Origin of the sequence: Ramlibacter agri (assembly GCF_012927085.1) — a bacterium.
GTDB classification, from domain to species: domain Bacteria; phylum Pseudomonadota; class Gammaproteobacteria; order Burkholderiales; family Burkholderiaceae_C; genus Ramlibacter; species Ramlibacter agri.
On sequence record NZ_JABBFX010000001.1, the window covers coordinates 840,202 to 855,851 of the forward strand.

Sequence of the window (15,650 nt, forward strand, 5' to 3'; positions counted from 1 at the left end):
GAATGGAATTCCTCGGAAGGCAGGAAACCAGGAATGAACGAACTCGACCGCCACGACATCGCCCTGCTCACGGAGCTGCAGCGCGACTCCCGCCAGACCGTGCAGCAGCTTGCCGCCGCCGCCGGCTTGTCCAGCACGCCCTGCTGGAAGCGCGTGAAGGAGCTGGAGGCCAGCGGCATCATCCGCGGCTACACGGCGCTGGTGGACCGCGAGAAGGTCGGCCTGTCGCTGGCCGTGCTGGCGGAGGTGAACCTCACGCGCCACAACGAGGACGACGTGCGCCGCTTCGAGCAGGCCGTGGCCGACTCGCCGCAGATCGTCAGCTGCTACTCCACCACTGGCCAGGCCGACTACGTGCTCAAGGTGCTGGTGCCGGACATCAAGAGGTACGAAAGCTTCCTGCACGACACGGCTTTCAAGCTGCCCGGCGTCACGCACGTGCGCAGCAGCGTGGTGCTGAAGGAGGTGAAGGCCGAGACGCGGCTGCCGCTGGCCGCGCCCGAACGCCCGGCCCGCGGCCGGCGGGTGTCACACAGTTGAAACGAAACTGTCTTGTACTCGGCAGGGCATGCCCCTGGAACGGAACATCACCCGCTACGGGGCGGACGAGACGGGGCTGATCAGCGGCTACGCATTCGCGCCCGGCCAGCCGCCCCAACCCCTCTCGTCCGAGAATCTCGTCGCGGAACTGCAGGCGCTGCGCGCCCGCCCCGCCGGCGACCCGCACTTCTTCTGGCTGCACTTCAACCTCGCGCATGCCACGGCCGAGCGCTGGCTGGAGCGGCACGCCAAGCTCTCGCCCGGCTTCTACGACGCGCTGCGCGACGAGCTGCGCTCCACGCGCATCGAACGCGACGAGGAGGCGCTGGTCGCCGTCGTCAACGACGTGCGCTTCGATTTCGCCTTCGCGCCCTCGGACCTGTCGACCTTGTGGGTCAGCCTGGACCGCCAGCTGGTGGTGACGGCGCGCCATACGCCGCTGCGCTCCATCGACAAGCTGACCCGCGCCGTCAAGAACGGCGAGATGCTGCGCTCCACGCTGGAGCTGCTGGAGCGCCTGCTGCGCGCCCAGGCCGACGTGCTGGTCGACATCGTGCGCGAGGTCACGCGCCAGGTGGACCGGGTGGAGGACGACCTGCTGGCCGGCCGGCTGGACGCCAAGCGCGCGCGCCTGGGCGCCTCGCGCCGCTTGCTGGTGCGGCTGCAGCGCCTGCTGGCGCCGGAACCTGCCGCGCTGTTGCGGCTGCTGCAGCACCCGCCCGCCTGGGTGGACGCGGGCGATGCGCAGCAGCTGCGGGAGGCGGCGGAGGAGTTCTCGGTGGCGCTGCGCGACATGGCGGCGCTGCAGGAGCGCATCAAGCTGCTGCAGGAGGAACTGGTCGCCATGGTGGACGAGCGCACCAGCCGCAGCGTGTTCGTGCTGACGGTCGTCACCGTGCTGGCCTTGCCGATCAACATCCTCGCTGGCCTGTTCGGCATGAACGTCGGCGGCGTGCCGCTGGCGCAGCACCCGCACGGCTTCTGGGTGGTGACGGCGCTGGTCGTCACCTTCACACTGGTGGCGGGCTGGTTTGCCTTCCGCAAGCGCAAGGGCGAAGACTAATCGTTCATCACCGGCGCCAGCGCCTGCCGCAGGCGCTGCACCTGCGCCGGCGTGCACAGCGAAGCCAGCAGCTCGCAAAAGCGCTCGTTGCCCATGCCGCTGACCATGTATTGCCAGCGGTAGGCGGCCAGGAAGCCTTCGCGCAGCCGCTCGGTGTCCTGTGGCGACAAGCGCCGGCCGTTCACGCGCATGAAGTAGCAGGCATCCAGCTGGGCCTGCTGTTGCAGCAGCGCGTCCTGCGCCTGCAGCAGGTCGACGAGGTCGGTCACGCCCTGTTCGCGCTCGGCGGCGGACAGCAGGAAGTCCTCGCGCTGCCATTCCAGTTCGTCCAGCAATGCGTGCTGCATCTCCTCGCGCATGTGGAAGCGGAACACGTCGCGCCACAGCTCGGAGGTCAGCGGGTCCTCGTCGATGCATTGCCGGTAGTGGGCGACGGTGGCCAGCTCGATCAGGCAGGTGAGGGCCAGCACCGACCAGTCGCCGCGCGCGAGCACGGCGCCTGCCACCTCGTTCGAATGCGCGTCGAAGTGGTAGCCCGGGGGCATGCCGGCGGCCATCATGGCCTCCAGACGGCGGAACAGGGCCTGGTGCTTCAACTCCTCGTCCGTCAGCCGCACCAGCGCTTCCATCGCGACCAGGTCGCCCAGCGCGTGGCTGCGGCCGCGGTCCAGCATCATCGCGCCGATGTAGCGCTCCACCAGCGCCAGCATGTTGGCGTAGGTGCGGCCCTGGATCTGGCTGATCAGCACCTTCTCCCAGTCGGTCGTGAAGCCGAAGTGCTCCATGCGCGACAGGCTGTCGGGCAGGAACTTGCGCGAGTAGTCCAGGTGGCGGCCCCGGATCACGTCGTTTTCGATGTCCCACCGCACGTGCTTCGACAGCTCGATGCACTTGGCGTAACGCTGGGTCCGGCTGGCTGAGGGAGAGGCGGTATCCAACATGGTCGGGGCTCCTGGGTGCTGCGGCCACTGGCGGGCCGTTGTGTGCATAGTCGTTCGCGAAGGTGAATGCGTCACGCGCGAGTTGTCACGGCAAGTGCGAAAGCGCACCGGCGGCGGATGACGGATTTCCGGGTGGCGTGCGAAGCGTGATTTGCTTGGCACTTGCGGGCTCCTGGCTGCATTCCGGAGGCGCGAGAAATAGCCGCTATCTGGCCAACGGCCGAGCTTCTGCGCATCTGGTCGTAAGTCCGCCCTGCCAGGCTGACGCTGCACTCCCCTTGCGCTCCAGCCCCCCAGCCTTTATTATCGACCGACCGGTCGGTCGGTTTCTGGAGATCCCATGTACACCCAAGCCATGGACACGCAGGGCAAGGACGGCGATGCGCGCAAGGCCGTGCGTTCCGCCGAGGACCTGCAGATGGAGGAGCGCTTCGAGGCGCGCATCGCCGAGGGCGAGTTCATCGAGCCCAAGGACTGGATGCCGGACCACTACCGCAAGACGCTGGTGCGGCAGATCAGCCAGCATGCGCACAGCGAGATCGTCGGCATGCTGCCCGAGGGCAACTGGATCACGCGCGCGCCCACGCTGAAGCGCAAGGCCATCCTGCTGGCCAAGGTGCAGGACGAGGGCGGGCACGGCCTGTACCTGTATTCGGCGGCCGAGACCCTGGGCACCAGCCGTGACCAGATGCTGGAAGCGCTGCACACCGGCAAGGCCAAGTACAGCTCCATCTTCAACTACCCCACGCTGACCTGGGCCGACGTCGGCGTCATCGGCTGGCTGGTGGACGGCGCGGCCATCATGAACCAGGTGCCCATCTGCCGCTGCAGCTACGGGCCTTATGCGCGCGCGATGATTCGCGTCTGCCGCGAGGAGAGCTTCCACCAGCGCCAGGGCTACGAAAGCCTGCTGACGATGATGGAGAAGGGCACCGGAGCCCAGCGCGCGATGGTGCAGGACGCGGTGAACCGCTGGTGGTGGCCGTCGATCATGATGTTCGGGCCGCCGGACGACCAGTCGCCCAACTCCGCGCAGTCCATGCGCTGGGGCATCAAGCGCGTCTCCAACGACGAGCTGCGGCAGAAGTTCATTGACGCCACCGTCGAACAGGCCAAGGTGCTGGGCGTGTCCTTGCCCGACCCCGAGCTGAAGTGGAACGAGGAGCGCCAGCACTACGACTTCGGCGCCATCGACTGGACCGAGTTCTGGAACGTGATCGGCGGCAACGGCCCATGCAACCGCGAGCGCCTGAACGCGCGCGTGAAGGCATGGGACGACGGGGCCTGGGTGCGCGAAGCCGCGCTGGCCTACGCCCGTAAGCAGACCGAAGGCATCAAGGAGGCCGCATGAGCCCGCAGGGCCGCCCCAAGGGCGAATACCGCAATGCGCAGCATGGAGGTTTCGAATGAGCGACGTGAAACAAGAGTGGCCTCTTTGGGAGGTTTTCGTGCGCAGCAAGAGCGGCCTGGACCACAAGCATTGCGGCAGCCTGCACGCGGCCGACCCGAAGATGGCGATCCAGATGGCGCGCGACGTCTATACGCGCCGCCAGGAAGGCACCAGCGTGTGGGTGGTGCGCAGCGACCAGATCGTCGCCAGCGACCCGGGCGAGAAGGACATGTTCTTCGATCCGGCGGAAGACAAGGTCTACCGCCACCCGACCTTCTACGCGCTGCCCAAGTCCGTGGACCACATGTGATGCAGGCTTCCATCCACGTCTCCCAGGATCCGGCCGTGCAGTACCTGCTGCGCGCCGGCGACAGCGCGCTCGTCCTCGCGCAGCGCCTCGGCGAATGGACCGGCCATGCGCCGGTGCTGGAAGAGGACATCGCGCTGGCCAACATGGCGCTGGACCTGCTGGGGCAGGCGCGCGGCGTGCTCACGCGCGCGGGCCAGCTCGAAGGTGCGGACCACGACGAAGACCAGCTGGCCTTCCTGCGCGAGGAGCGCGACTACCGCAACGTGACCCTGGTGGAGCTGCCGCGCGGCGACTTCGCCTTCACGGTATTGCGCAATGCCGCCATGGCCACCTTCTTCAAGCAGCTGTGGGCGCAGCTGCAGCGCTCCAGCGACGAGGAGGTGGCCGCCATCGCCGGCAAGGCGATCAAGGAAGCGCGCTATCACCAGCAGCATGCGGCCGATTGGGTCGTGCGGCTCGCGCAGGGCACCGAGGAATCGCGGCGTCGCGTCGACGCGGCGCTGGCGGACCTGTGGCGCTTCACCGCGGAGCTGTTCCAGGACGACGCCGTCGACGCGGCGGCCGAAGCTTCGGGCCTCGGCCCGCGCTGGAGCGCGTTGCAGCCGCAGTGGCAGTCCGAGATGACGCAGATCTTCGACGAGGCGGGCCTCACGATGCCGCAGTCCACGTCCTTCCTGTCCACCGGCAAGCGCGGCGTGCACAGCGAGCACATGGGCTTCATCCTCACCGAGATGCAGCACCTGCAGCGCGCCTACCCCGGAGGCGTGTGGTGAGCCGCGAGTCGCGCGCCTGGGAGGTGCTGGGCACCGTGCTGGACCCCGAGGTGCCGGCGCTGTCGGTGTGCGACCTGGGCATCGTGCGCGAGGTCATCGACCATGGCGAGGAACTGGAGGTGGTGCTCACGCCCACCTATTCCGGCTGTCCGGCCACCGAAGCGATCGAGCAGAGCGTGCTGTCCGCGATAGCAGCCGAAGGCCTGGGGCCGGCCCGCGCGACCTTGCGCCGCGCGCCCGCCTGGACGACGGATTGGATCAGCGAGGACGGCAAGGCGAAGCTGAAGGAATACGGCATCGCACCGCCCCACCACGTCATCCCCGCGGAGGCGGGGACCCAGGGCGTCCCGATCAAGATCTTCGGCCGCAAGGCCGAAGCCGTCGACTGTCCGCATTGCGGCAGCAAGCGCACCGAACGCCTCTCCCCCTTCGGCTCCACCGCCTGCAAGTCCCTCTACCGCTGCCTCGCCTGCCGCGAGCCCTTCGAATACTTCAAGCCGATCTGACATGAGCGCCCTGTTCCACAACCTGCGCGTGCGTTCGGTCGAGCCCGATACGCAGGAAGCCGTCATCGTCAGCTTCGAGGTGCCCGAGCACCTGCAGCCGGTTTTCGGCTTCACGCAGGGGCAGTACCTCACCCTGCGCAAGGACATCGACGGCCAGGACCTGCGCCGCTCCTATTCCATCTGCGCCGGCGTCGACGACGGCGAACTGCGCGTGGGCGTGCGCAAGGTGCGCGGCGGCGTCTTCAGCAACTGGATCAACGAATACCTGAAGCCCGGCGACACCCTGAGCGTGATGGCGCCGCAGGGCCGCTTCTTCGTGCCGATCGAGCGCGAGTCGCGACGCCGCTTCCTGGGCATCGCCGGCGGCAGCGGCATCACGCCCATCCTCTCGATCATGAAGACGGTGCTGGCGCGCGAACCGCACAGCCGCTTCACGCTGGTCTACGGCAACCGCAGCCTCAAGAGCACCATGTTCAAGGAGGAGATCGAGGACCTGAAGGACCGCTACATGACGCGGCTGGTGCTGCACCACGTGTTCTCCGACGAGCACACCGAGGCGCCGCTGAACATGGGCCTGGTGAACCGCGAGAAGCTCGGCGAATTCCTGCAGACCGTCGTGCCCGCAGGAAGCATCGACCACGCCTTCGTCTGCGGCCCCTTCCAGATGAACGACGAAGCCGAGGCGGCGCTGCTGGCTGCCGGCGTGCCGGAAGGCCGTATCCACATCGAGCGTTTCGGCATCGCCGCGCCGCAGGCGGCGCAAGTGGGCGCCGTGGTGCACAAGGCGCACGCCGAGGACGCCGAGCGGGCCAAGGTGGTGATCATCCGCGACGGCCTGCAGCGCGAGATCAGCTTCAGCCGCGACCAGCCCAGCATCCTGGACGCCGCCAGCGCCGCCGGCCTGGAGGTTCCCTTCTCCTGCACCAGCGGCGTGTGCGGCACCTGCCGCGCGCGGCTGGTGGAAGGCCAGGTGCGCATGGAGCGCAACTTCGCGCTGGACAAGAAGGAAGTGGCGGCCGGCTTCGTGCTGGCCTGCCAGTCGCACCCCACGACCGAGCGCGTGGTTCTCTCTTTCGACGAGCGATAGGCGCATGGGACGCGGACGTTCATCGACCTACGAAGACCAGCGCGAGATGATCCTCGAGCGCGCGGCGGCGCTGTTCGCCCGCGGCGGCTACCCGGGCACCAGCATGAACCAGGTGGCCGAGGCCTGCGGGCTGAGCAAGGCCACGCTGTACCACTACTACAGGGACAAGTACGCGCTGCTGGTCAGCATCGCCGACGCCCACGTGACGCGCCTGCAGGCGCTGGTGCGCGACGTGCTGGCCGCCCACCTGCCGCCGGAAGACGCCATGCGCGAGCTGATCGCGCGGCTGGTGGAGGAATACGCCCACGCGCAGAACGCACACCGCGTGCTGACCGAGGACGTGAAGTTCCTGGTCGATGACGACCGTGAGCGCATCCTGGACAAGGAACGCGAGGTGGTGCGCGGCTTCGCGCAGGTGGTGACGGGCCTGCGCCCGGACCTGCAGCACGCCGCCATGAGCAAGCCGCTGACCATGCTGCTCTTCGGCATGATCAACTGGATGTTCACGTGGATGAAACCGGATGGGCCGCTGGACTACGAAGCGATGGCGCCGGTCGTGGCCGACTTGTTCCTTGGGGGCATCGGCGCCGTGGAGACGCCCGCGGTGACCGTGCTGGACTCCTGACTTACGCCGCCTCTTCGGCCTCATCCGGCAACTTCAACACGCCGGTATGGAAGTCGAACTCGTACGCCTCGCCGTACCGTCCCCATTCGATGGCGACCTCGAGCGTGTGCACCGCCTTCTCCTGCTCCATGCCTTCCCGCAGCAGGTCGAGCACGCGCTCGCGCGGCATCGTCCCCGAGGGCTCGCTTTCCAGCATGCGCCGGATGCGCGTGGCCAGCGGCACCTGCGCCAGCAATTGCTGGCCGAAGATTTCCTGCCGCAGCACGTGACCCGCTTGGGCATAGCGCTGGCCCAGCGGCGTGAGCGCGATGTCGCCCGCTTCCACCTGCGCCAGGCCCAGCATGGCCAGCGCCTCATAGGTGGGGAACAGTTCCTCGTCGGTCAGCGCGGATTCCTCCGCCAGCTGCGGCAGGTCGGCGTGGCCTTCGAACGGCGCTTCGGCCAGCAGGTCCAGCACGCCCTCGATGCGGGCCACGTCGGTGGCCGGCAGCGCGTAGTCCACCGGCGCCGGCGCGGCCGCGGCGGCCACGGCCACCTGCGGCACGGGACGCGCGGTCATCAGCGCGTACACCTCGTCCACCATCTGCCGCAGGTCCGCGGTATCGGCATCGCGCGGCCGCTCGAGGCTCACCGCATACTGGCAGCGGATGCGCCCCGGGTCGCTGGCCAGGATGACGATGCGGTCGGCCATCATCACGGCTTCCTCGATGTTGTGCGACACGATCAGCATGCCCTTGGTCGGGATGCGCTGGTCGGCCCACAGCTCCAGGATTTCGTCGCGCAGCGTCTCGCCCGTCATCACGTCCAGCGCGGAGAAGGCCTCGTCCATCAGCAGCACGTCGGGGTTGGTGACCAGCGCGCGCGCGATGCCCACGCGCTGGCGCATGCCACCCGAAAGCTCGCGCGGCAGCGCGCCGCCGAAGCCGGCCAGGCCGATCAGTTCCAGCATGGCCTCGGCGCGCTGCGCGCGATCCTCGGGGCCGACGCCCTGCGCTTCCAGCCCCAGTTCCACGTTCTGCTGCACCGTCAGCCACGGGAACAGCGCGAAGGACTGGAACACCATCGAGATGCCGGCGGCCGGCCCGTGGATGGGGTTGCCGCGGTAGCTGGCGCTGCCGCTGTCGGCCGGGATCAGGCCGGCCACGATGCGCAGCAAGGTCGACTTGCCCGAGCCGGATTTCCCGAGCAGCGCGACGATCTCGTTTTCGGCCAGCTTGAAGTCGACGTTGTCCAGCACCTTGCGGGGCCGGCCATCGGCGATGCGGAAGCTCTTGGAGATGCCCTTCAGGTCGACGAGCGTGTTGCGGTTCATGTCGTGTTTCCTAGCGGCTGCGGTCTTCGGCCAGCGTGTACAGCCGGCGCCAGAAGAAGCGGTTCAGCAGCATGACGAAGACGCACATCACGCCGATGCCCAGCGCGATGCGGTGGAAGTCGCCGGCCTCGGTCATCTGCTTGATGTAGCTGCCCAGGCCGTCGGCCACCAGCGAAGTCTTGCCCCAGCTCACGTACTCCGCCACGATGCTGGCGTTCCACGAGCCGCCGCTGGCGGTGATGGCGCCGGTGACGAAGCTGGGGAACACGGCGGGCAGGTACACCCGCTTCCATTTGAGCCAGCCCTTCAGGCCCAGGTTGTCGGCGGCCAGCCGCAGCTCCGTGGGCAACGTGGAGGCACCCGCCACCACGTTGAAGAGGATGTACCACTGCGTGCCGAACACCATCAGCGGGCTGAGCCAGATGTTCGGGTTCAGGTTCCAGGTGACCAGCACATACACCACCAGCGGGAACAGCAGGTTCACCGGGAAGGCGGCCAGGAACTGCGCCACGGCCTGCACGCGCTGCGCATAGCGCGGGCGCAGCCCGATCCACACCGAGACGGGCACCCACACCAGCGAGGCCAGCCCGATCAGCAGCAGCACCCGCACCAGCGTGATGAAGCCCAGCCCCACCACCCGCGCGGCCTCGCCCCAGCCCACGACCGAGTGCACGTACACCACCAGGTAGGTGGCCACGGCAGCCAGGCCCAGCGCCAGCACGACGTCCCACACCCGCTCCCAGTCGATGGTGGACGTGTTGCGGGCCACGGGCGCCGGCGCGACGGGACGGGCGGGAAACCAGCCGAGGGTCGAGCGCAGCGCGGACCAGAAGCGGTCGCTGACGCCGCGCACCACGCTGCTGCGGTGCACCCAGTCCAGCAGCCAGGAGCTTTGCGCCGTCTCGCCCTGCGTCTCCTCGAAGCGGAACTTGTCGGCCCAGGCCAGCAGCGGCCGGAAGAACAGCTGGTCGTACAGCAGGATGCCGGCCAGCATGGCGGCGATGGCCCAGGCGATGGCGTGCCCGTTCTCCTGCTCGATGGCCACCGCGATGTAGCTGCCGATGCCGGGCAGCTTGATGTCCTGCCCGGCCACCGAGATGGCCTCGGCGGCCACCAGGAAGAACCAGCCGCCGGACATCGACATCATCATGTTCCACAGCAGCCCCGGCATGGCGAAGGGCAGCTCCAGCCGCCAGAACCGCTGCCACGACGACAGCCGAAACAGGCGGGCGGCCTCGTTCAGCTCCGGCGGCACCGTCTTGATGGACTGGTACAGGCTGAAGGCCATGTTCCAGGCCTGCGAGGTGAAGATGGCGAAGATGGCCGCGCACTCCACGCCCAGCATGCGGCCGGGAAACAGCGCGATGAAGGGCGCGATGGCGATCGCCTGGAAGCCCAGGATGGGCACCGACTGCAGCACGTCCAGCATGGGCACCAGCACTTTTTCCGCCGCCCGGTACTTGGCCGCCAGCGCGGCGAAGGCGAAGCTGAAGACCAGCGAGCAGGCCAGCGCCGTGAACATGCGCAGCACCGTGCGCAGCAGGTAATAGGGCAGTTCCAGCGGGTCCAGCGAAATGGGCGTGGGCTGGCCCAGGACGAAGGGATGCCCCATTTGCGCGGCGCCGAAGGCCAGTGCGCTCAGCACCAGCAGCACGAAGGGCAGCAGCGCCCAGTCCCAACGGTTGGGGCTGGGCGCGAGCAGCTTGCTGCCGGAGCGGCGGAAAGGAAGGAGGGCGAACATGGAAGGGCGCTAGTTTGCCTGCGAAGCCGAGCGTCAGGGCACGGTCAGGCGAATGGCCCAGCACCGTCATCCCAAGGAATGTTGCGGGTCGCTGGATCGCCACCCAAACTGCAACGGTATACACGGAGTTTGTGACATGGCACGCAGCTATTTCTCCCAGGGTTGCCGCGGCGGCATCGTCATGCGGCTGCAGCAGGGCCTGCAGGCCCAGGGCTTCGCGCCGCCGGTGCTGGTGCAGTTTGCCGACGGCGACTACGGCGGCAAGACGGCCACGGCGGTGCGCGCGCTGCAGCAGGCCAGGGGCCTGGGCGCGAGCGGCGAAGTGGACGAAGCCACCTGGACGGCCGCCGTGGCCGCGCCGCTGCCCACGCTGTTCGAGCGCTGCCTGCAGCTGACCGCGGACTTCGAAGGCCACGGCTTCGGCCTGGCGCAGGGCAACTTCGACGGCGCCGGCATCACCTGGGGCATCATCGGCTTCACCCTGGCCGGCGGCGAGCTGCAGCGGGTGATGGCCGAAATCGACGCACGCGCGCCCGGCAAGGTGGACGAGGCCTTCGGCGCGCTGGCGCCCACATGGCGCGCGGTGCTGGCCCGCTCCGTCGACGAGCAGGTGGCCTGGGCCGACGGCATCAGCCTGGGCGACAGCAAGGCGCGCTTGCCGCCGCCGTGGGTGCAGGTGTTCGCGCGCCTGGGCGCGCTACCCGTCACGCAGCAGGTGCAGATCGACTTTGCGCAGCAGAAGTACTACGCGCCGGCCCTGCAGTCCGCCCAGCGCCTGGGCCTGCAGACCGAGCGCGGCATTGCCCTGTGCTTCGACACCCATGTGCAAAGCGGCGGCGTGCGGCAGCCGGTGCTGGACCTGGCCGCCACCTTGCCGGCCAACCTGACCGAGGGCGATCGCCTGCCGCTGCTGGCCAAGGCCATCGCGCAGGCGGTGAGCCGGCCGAAGTACCGCATCGACGTGCTGTCGCGGCGGATGTGCATCGCGACCGGCGCGGGGAACGTGCATGGCGCAGATTTCAAATTGTCAGCGTGGGGATTGGGACTCTTTCCCGTAACTTGAGATACACGCTTCCCGGCTGATCCTGCCGCCGCATCCTCTCTCTTTTTGCGGGCCCCGGGCCTGCAAGATTTCCAGGCCCGGCCCCTTAACTCCGCCGAGACTTCGCTGACGCCGTCCCGCGGCGCAGGGAGTGAGAAGTGGATAGCAGCCTCGCCTTGAAGGTCACGTCCGACCTGTTCTGGACGGGCCTGCTCGTCTGCCTGCCGGTGCTTGGCCTGACCCTTTTGGTCGGGGTGGCCGTCAGCATCTTGCAGGTCATCACGCAGGTGCAGGAGGCCTCCCTGAGCTTCGTTCCGAAACTCGTGACCGCGGGCATCGCGGTGCTGGCGTTCGGCCCCTGGATGCTGCGCACGCTTTGCGGCTTCACGGTGCAGCTCTGGGCGCGCATCCCGGGGATGTTCTGATGGGCGAGCTGCTGACCCTTCCAGGTGCCGCATGGGTTGCGGGTGTGCTGCTGGTGGCAACGCGCCTCGCGGCCCTGCTGCTCATGACGCCGGTGCTGCATGCCATGCCACTGCCGCCCACCGTGCGCCTGCTGCTGGTCATCGGTGTGTCGGCCGTACTGGCCTTGCCGTTGGGGACGCAGACCGCGGCGGTCGCGGACGTGGCGGCTCTCTTCGACGCCATGCTGCGCGAACTGGCGATCGGCGCCACGCTGGGGCTCGGCGTGCTGATGGCGTTCGCCGGCTTCACGCTGGCGGGGCGGCTGCTGGACGTGCAGGTGGGCTTCGGCATCGCGCAGGTGTTCGATCCGGTCACGCGCAGCCAGGTGCCGGTGCTGACCTCGGCGCTGAGCCTGGCCGGCGTAGTCCTCTTCTTCCTCGCCAACGGCCACCATGCGCTGCTGCGCGGGGTGGCCTGGAGCCTGCAGCGCTTTCCGGTGGGACAGCCCTGGTCGTTGCAGCAGGCGGCCGGCCCGGTGCTGCAGCAGGCCGCCGGCCTGTTCACGCTGGGCTTCGCGCTGGCCGCGCCGGTGGTGCTGAGCCTGTTGCTGATGGAGTTCGCGCTGGGCGTGCTGGCGCGCAACCTGCCGCAGGCGAACATGCTGGTGCTGGGCATTCCCGTCAAGGTCGTCGTCGGCTTGCTGGCGCTGTCGCTGTGGGCCGGCAGCATGGGCGAAGTCAGCTCGCGCATCCACGGCCAGCTGTTGGCCGGCTGGAGCGCGATCTTCGAAGGTGGGCGCTGATGGCGGACCAGGACGTCGATCGCAGCGAAGCCGCCACGCCTTTCAAGCTGAAGAAGGCGCGCGAACGCGGCCAGACGGCGCGCAGCACGGACTGCGTCGCGACCCTCGTGTTCGCGGTTGCGATGGTCTATCTCGCCTGCCGGGGCGGCGCCGCGACGGATACCTTGCTGCACGTTGCCCGCGGAGCCTTGCTGCAAATGGCGTCGCCGGATCCGGACGCTGCGTGGAATGCCGTGGCGTCGCTGGTGCACGATGCAGCCCCCGTCGTCCTGCCCTTCATGCTGCTGCTGATGCTGGCGGCGGCCGCCGGCCACTGGCTGCAGTCGGGCTTCGTGCTCTCGCTGGAGCCGCTGCATGTCGACTTCGAGAGGGTCAGTCCGGCGACGGGCCTGCGGCGCCTGCTGTCCTTGCGCACCTTGTTCGATGGCGCGCGGGCCTGCCTGAAACTGCTCGTTCTGCTGCTGGCCGCGTGGTACGCACTGCGCGCGCTGGCGCCGCAATTCCTGGCGGTGGCGAACCTGCCGCCGGCGGGCTTCCTGCGCTTGCTGCTGGAGGACACCGCGGCCCTGGGCCTGAGGATGGCGCTGGTGCTGGCCCTCATTGCCGCCGCCGATTTCGCCTTCACGCGGCGCGAATTCGGCCAGCGCATGCGCATGAGCCGGCGCGAACTGAAGGACGAATTCAAGGAGCGCGAAGGTGACCCGCGCATCCGCTCCCGCCTGCGCGAACTGCGGCGCGAACTCCTCAAGCGCAGCGCCGCCCTGCGCAATACCGGCACGGCCGACGTCGTGCTGACCAACCCCACGCACTACGCGGTCGCGCTGCGCTACGTGCACGGCGAGATGGAAGCGCCGCGGCTGGTTGCCAAGGGCGCGGGGCAGCTGGCCAGCGCCATGCGCGAGATCGCCTTCCGCCATCACGTCGCCATCGTGCAGAACCCGCCGCTGGCGCGCCGGCTGTTTCGCGAGCTCGCCATCGACGACTACGTGCCGCCAGCTTTCCACGCCGAGGTGGCCCGCATCATCGTCTGGGTGTTCGCCCTGCGTGAGCAGCGGCGGGGAGCGGCGGCATGAAGGCGCTCACCCGCCTGCTGGCCGCCCACAGCGACGCCGTGCTGGTGCTCGCCGTGCTGGGCGTGCTGCTGGTGCTGTTCGTGCCTATTGCCCGTCCGCTGCTGGACTTCCTGATCCTGGCGAACTTCGCGTTCGCACTGCTCATCCTGTTGCTGACGTTCTTCGTGGCGAAGCCGGTCGAGTTCTCCACCTTCCCTTCGGTGCTCCTGGTCGCGACCCTGTTCCGGCTGTCGCTCAACGTCGCCGCGACGCGGCTGATCCTCGCCGACGGCGATGCGGGCCGGGTCATCGCCGCCATCGGCGCCCATGTGGTGGGCGGAAACTATGTCGTGGGCCTTGTGGTGTTTTTCATTCTCATCGTGGTCCAGTACATCGTCGTGACCAACGGCGCCCAGCGTGTCGCCGAGGTCGCGGCCCGCTTCACCCTGGACAGCATGCCGGGCCAGCAAATGAGCATCGATGCCGACCTCAACATGGGTTTCATCGACCAGGCCGAGGCGCAGCGCCGCCGCCGCCAGCTCGAAAAGGAAGCGGGATTCTTCGGCGCCATGGACGGAGCCAGCAAGTTCGTGAAAGGCGATGCCATCGCCGGGATCACGATTCTTTTGATCAACATTGGGGGCGGGTTGGTGATCGGCCTCGTGCAGCACCACATGCCGTGGGCGCAGGCGCTGCAGATGTACACGCTGCTCACCATCGGCGACGGCATCGTCACGCAGGTCCCCGCGCTGGTGATTGCCGTGGGCACCGGAATCCTCGTGACGCGCTCTGCCTCGGATGGCAACCTGAGCCAGGAGGCGCTGCGCCAGGTGACGGCCTTTCCCAAGACGCTGCTGATCGTCGCGGCCGTCCTGGCGGGCTTGCTGTTGCTGCCCGGAATTCCGGTCCTGCCCGGGCTGGCGCTCGTGGCGGCGGCGCTCGGCCTGTCCTGGGTTGCGCGCCGCATGGGGACATCCGGGCCGGCGCCGCAGCCGGCCGCGGAAGCCGCCGCTGTCGAAGACGGCAACGATATCGTCCCGGTGGAGCCCGTGGAGGTGCAGGTCGGCCAGCATTGGGAGGCGCGGGTGCACGACGCAAGCCTCTTCATGGAGCGCATCGCGGCGCTGCGCAAGCAGCATGCGCAGGAGTTCGGCCTGCTGCTGCCGCGCATTCGTTTCCACCGTGGTGCCCGGCTGGCGCCCGACGCGTACGAGATCCACATCGACGGAGCGCTGGTGGCACGTGGCGAAGCCAGCGAGGAACGGCTGCTCGCCATCCACCCGGCCGGCGACCAGCGCAGCGTGGCTGGCACACCCACGCGCGATCCCACCTACGGCTTGCCCGCGCTCTGGATCGAGCTGTCCCAGCGCGAGGCCGCCGCCGCGGCGCGCTACACGCTGGTCGATGCGCCCACGGTCTTCCTCACGCACCTGGCCGAAGTGCTGCGGCGTGAATGCGCGACGCTCCTCACGCGCGGCGAAACCGAGCGCATCCTGGCGCGGGTCCGCCAAAGCCAGCCCGCCCTGGTGGAAGAGCTCGTCCCGGCCCTGCTGTCGACCAGCGACGTCCAGAAGGTGCTCCAGAACCTCCTGCGCGAGAAAGTGTCGATCCGCCACGCCGAGGCCATCCTGGAGACGCTGGTCGATGCCGCGCGCGGGAGCAAGGACCCAGGGGTCCTGACCGATGCCGTGCGCCAGCGGCTCGGGCCCGCCATCTGCCAGGGGCTGGCGGGCGAACGCGCGGCCCTGCACGTGCTCACGCTGGACCCGGCCGTCGAAGGGCGGCTGCTGCAGAACCTGCGGTCCGCGCAGCAGGCCAGTGTGGCCGCGGGAGCATTCACGCTGGAGCCCAAGCTGGTCGAGAAGATCCTGCTGCACCTGATGCAACAGGCCGAGCGGATGATGAAGAGCGACCTGTTGCCGGTGCTGCTGTGCGCGCCCGAGTTGCGCCGGCACCTGCGGGCGCTTTCGGAGCGCGGCTTGCCCCACCTGCGCGTGCTGTCGATGGCGGAAGTGCCGGCGACGCTCGAACTGAAGTCCTACGCCACCGTCGGCGCCTGAG

16 protein-coding genes are annotated in these 15,650 nt (G+C 68.7%); 13 read left to right on the forward strand and 3 right to left on the reverse strand.

Annotated elements, in window-relative coordinates:
• The first annotated feature begins 33 nt into the window (after nt 1-33).
• Complete coding sequence (locus tag HHL11_RS04000) at nt 34-540, forward strand: Lrp/AsnC family transcriptional regulator (RefSeq protein ID WP_169417146.1); 507 nt, start codon at nt 34-36, stop codon at nt 538-540.
• Between the two features lie 28 nt (nt 541-568).
• Nucleotides 569-1,603, forward strand: a complete 1,035-nt coding sequence (locus HHL11_RS04005) for a transporter (RefSeq protein WP_169417147.1) — start codon at nt 569-571, stop codon at nt 1,601-1,603.
• Here the strand turns inward: HHL11_RS04005 and HHL11_RS04010 are convergent.
• Entirely contained in the window at nt 1,600-2,544 is a 945-nt protein-coding gene (locus HHL11_RS04010) for a hypothetical protein (RefSeq protein ID WP_169417148.1), read from the reverse strand. The genes HHL11_RS04005 and HHL11_RS04010 overlap by 4 nt on opposite strands.
• 340 nt (nt 2,545-2,884) lie before the next feature.
• Between HHL11_RS04010 and paaA the strand changes: the two genes are divergently transcribed.
• From paaA to HHL11_RS04040, 6 genes are read left to right on the forward strand one after another with little or no spacing between them, the layout of a single operon-like run.
• Complete coding sequence (paaA, locus tag HHL11_RS04015; protein ID WP_169417149.1) at nt 2,885-3,895, forward strand: 1,2-phenylacetyl-CoA epoxidase subunit PaaA; 1,011 nt, start codon at nt 2,885-2,887, stop codon at nt 3,893-3,895.
• 55 nt (nt 3,896-3,950) lie between these two features.
• Nucleotides 3,951-4,244, forward strand: coding sequence for a 1,2-phenylacetyl-CoA epoxidase subunit PaaB (gene paaB / locus HHL11_RS04020; RefSeq protein ID WP_169417150.1), 294 nt, complete (start codon nt 3,951-3,953; stop codon nt 4,242-4,244).
• On the forward strand, nt 4,244-5,017 hold the full coding sequence (paaC, locus tag HHL11_RS34260) for a 1,2-phenylacetyl-CoA epoxidase subunit PaaC (RefSeq protein WP_169417151.1): 774 nt from the start codon (nt 4,244-4,246) through the stop codon (nt 5,015-5,017). The genes paaB and paaC overlap by 1 nt, the downstream gene beginning before the upstream one ends.
• Entirely contained in the window at nt 5,011-5,523 is a 513-nt protein-coding gene (gene paaD / locus HHL11_RS34265) for a 1,2-phenylacetyl-CoA epoxidase subunit PaaD (RefSeq protein WP_169417152.1), read from the forward strand. The genes paaC and paaD overlap by 7 nt, the downstream gene beginning before the upstream one ends.
• Before the next feature lies 1 nt (nt 5,524).
• Nucleotides 5,525-6,610 (forward strand): 1,2-phenylacetyl-CoA epoxidase subunit PaaE, encoded by a 1,086-nt coding sequence (gene paaE / locus HHL11_RS04035; RefSeq protein WP_169417153.1) that lies wholly within the window; start codon nt 5,525-5,527, stop codon nt 6,608-6,610.
• Between the two features lie 4 nt (nt 6,611-6,614).
• Complete coding sequence (locus HHL11_RS04040) at nt 6,615-7,235, forward strand: TetR/AcrR family transcriptional regulator (RefSeq protein ID WP_169417154.1); 621 nt, start codon at nt 6,615-6,617, stop codon at nt 7,233-7,235.
• A 1-nt stretch (nt 7,236) separates the two neighbouring features.
• Here the strand turns inward: HHL11_RS04040 and HHL11_RS04045 are convergent, their stop codons facing one another.
• Nucleotides 7,237-8,547 carry an ABC transporter ATP-binding protein gene (locus tag HHL11_RS04045; RefSeq protein WP_169417155.1) on the reverse strand — a complete coding sequence of 437 codons (1,311 nt, stop codon included), beginning with the start codon at nt 8,545-8,547 and terminating at the stop codon, nt 7,237-7,239.
• Between the two features lie 10 nt (nt 8,548-8,557).
• Nucleotides 8,558-10,288 (reverse strand): ABC transporter permease, encoded by a 1,731-nt coding sequence (locus HHL11_RS04050; protein WP_169417156.1) that lies wholly within the window; start codon nt 10,286-10,288, stop codon nt 8,558-8,560.
• Nucleotides 10,289-10,424: 136 nt separating this feature from the next.
• On the opposite strand from HHL11_RS04050, the gene HHL11_RS04055 reads away from it, so the two are divergent.
• From HHL11_RS04055 to HHL11_RS04075, 5 genes are all read left to right on the forward strand, one after another.
• On the forward strand, nt 10,425-11,351 hold the full coding sequence (locus HHL11_RS04055; RefSeq protein ID WP_169417157.1) for a peptidoglycan-binding protein: 927 nt from the start codon (nt 10,425-10,427) through the stop codon (nt 11,349-11,351).
• 137 nt (nt 11,352-11,488) lie between these two features.
• A complete protein-coding gene (locus HHL11_RS04060; protein WP_169417158.1) occupies nt 11,489-11,755 on the forward strand; it encodes a flagellar biosynthetic protein FliQ in 267 nt (88 codons plus the stop codon).
• Entirely contained in the window at nt 11,755-12,537 is a 783-nt protein-coding gene (locus tag HHL11_RS04065) for a flagellar biosynthetic protein FliR (protein ID WP_169417159.1), read from the forward strand. Before HHL11_RS04060 ends, HHL11_RS04065 begins: the two co-directional genes overlap by 1 nt.
• A complete protein-coding gene (locus HHL11_RS04070) occupies nt 12,537-13,610 on the forward strand; it encodes an EscU/YscU/HrcU family type III secretion system export apparatus switch protein (RefSeq protein ID WP_169417160.1) in 1,074 nt (357 codons plus the stop codon). The genes HHL11_RS04065 and HHL11_RS04070 overlap by 1 nt, the downstream gene beginning before the upstream one ends.
• Nucleotides 13,607-15,649, forward strand: a complete 2,043-nt coding sequence (locus tag HHL11_RS04075; protein WP_169417161.1) for a flagellar biosynthesis protein FlhA — start codon at nt 13,607-13,609, stop codon at nt 15,647-15,649. The genes HHL11_RS04070 and HHL11_RS04075 overlap by 4 nt, the downstream gene beginning before the upstream one ends.
• Nucleotide 15,650 lies beyond the last annotated feature (1 nt).

Bases quoted from the DNA above. Each gene is read 5' to 3' on its own strand.
- HHL11_RS04000 (WP_169417146.1), top strand. From the start codon at position 34: ATGAACGAACTCGACCGCCACGACATCGCCCTGCTCACGGAGCTGCAG.
- HHL11_RS04055 (WP_169417157.1), top strand. From the start codon at position 10,425: ATGGCACGCAGCTATTTCTCCCAGGGTTGCCGCGGCGGCATCGTCATG.
- paaC (WP_169417151.1), top strand. From the start codon at position 4,244: ATGCAGGCTTCCATCCACGTCTCCCAGGATCCGGCCGTGCAGTACCTG.
- HHL11_RS04065 (WP_169417159.1), top strand. From the start codon at position 11,755: ATGGGCGAGCTGCTGACCCTTCCAGGTGCCGCATGGGTTGCGGGTGTG.
- HHL11_RS04040 (WP_169417154.1), top strand. From the start codon at position 6,615: ATGGGACGCGGACGTTCATCGACCTACGAAGACCAGCGCGAGATGATC.
- HHL11_RS04005 (WP_169417147.1), top strand. From the start codon at position 569: ATGCCCCTGGAACGGAACATCACCCGCTACGGGGCGGACGAGACGGGG.
- HHL11_RS04075 (WP_169417161.1), top strand. From the start codon at position 13,607: ATGAAGGCGCTCACCCGCCTGCTGGCCGCCCACAGCGACGCCGTGCTG.
- HHL11_RS04050 (WP_169417156.1), bottom strand. From the start codon at position 10,288: ATGTTCGCCCTCCTTCCTTTCCGCCGCTCCGGCAGCAAGCTGCTCGCG.
- HHL11_RS04070 (WP_169417160.1), top strand. From the start codon at position 12,537: ATGGCGGACCAGGACGTCGATCGCAGCGAAGCCGCCACGCCTTTCAAG.
- paaA (WP_169417149.1), top strand. From the start codon at position 2,885: ATGTACACCCAAGCCATGGACACGCAGGGCAAGGACGGCGATGCGCGC.
- HHL11_RS04010 (WP_169417148.1), bottom strand. From the start codon at position 2,544: ATGTTGGATACCGCCTCTCCCTCAGCCAGCCGGACCCAGCGTTACGCC.
- HHL11_RS04045 (WP_169417155.1), bottom strand. From the start codon at position 8,547: ATGAACCGCAACACGCTCGTCGACCTGAAGGGCATCTCCAAGAGCTTC.
- paaE (WP_169417153.1), top strand. From the start codon at position 5,525: ATGAGCGCCCTGTTCCACAACCTGCGCGTGCGTTCGGTCGAGCCCGAT.
- paaB (WP_169417150.1), top strand. From the start codon at position 3,951: ATGAGCGACGTGAAACAAGAGTGGCCTCTTTGGGAGGTTTTCGTGCGC.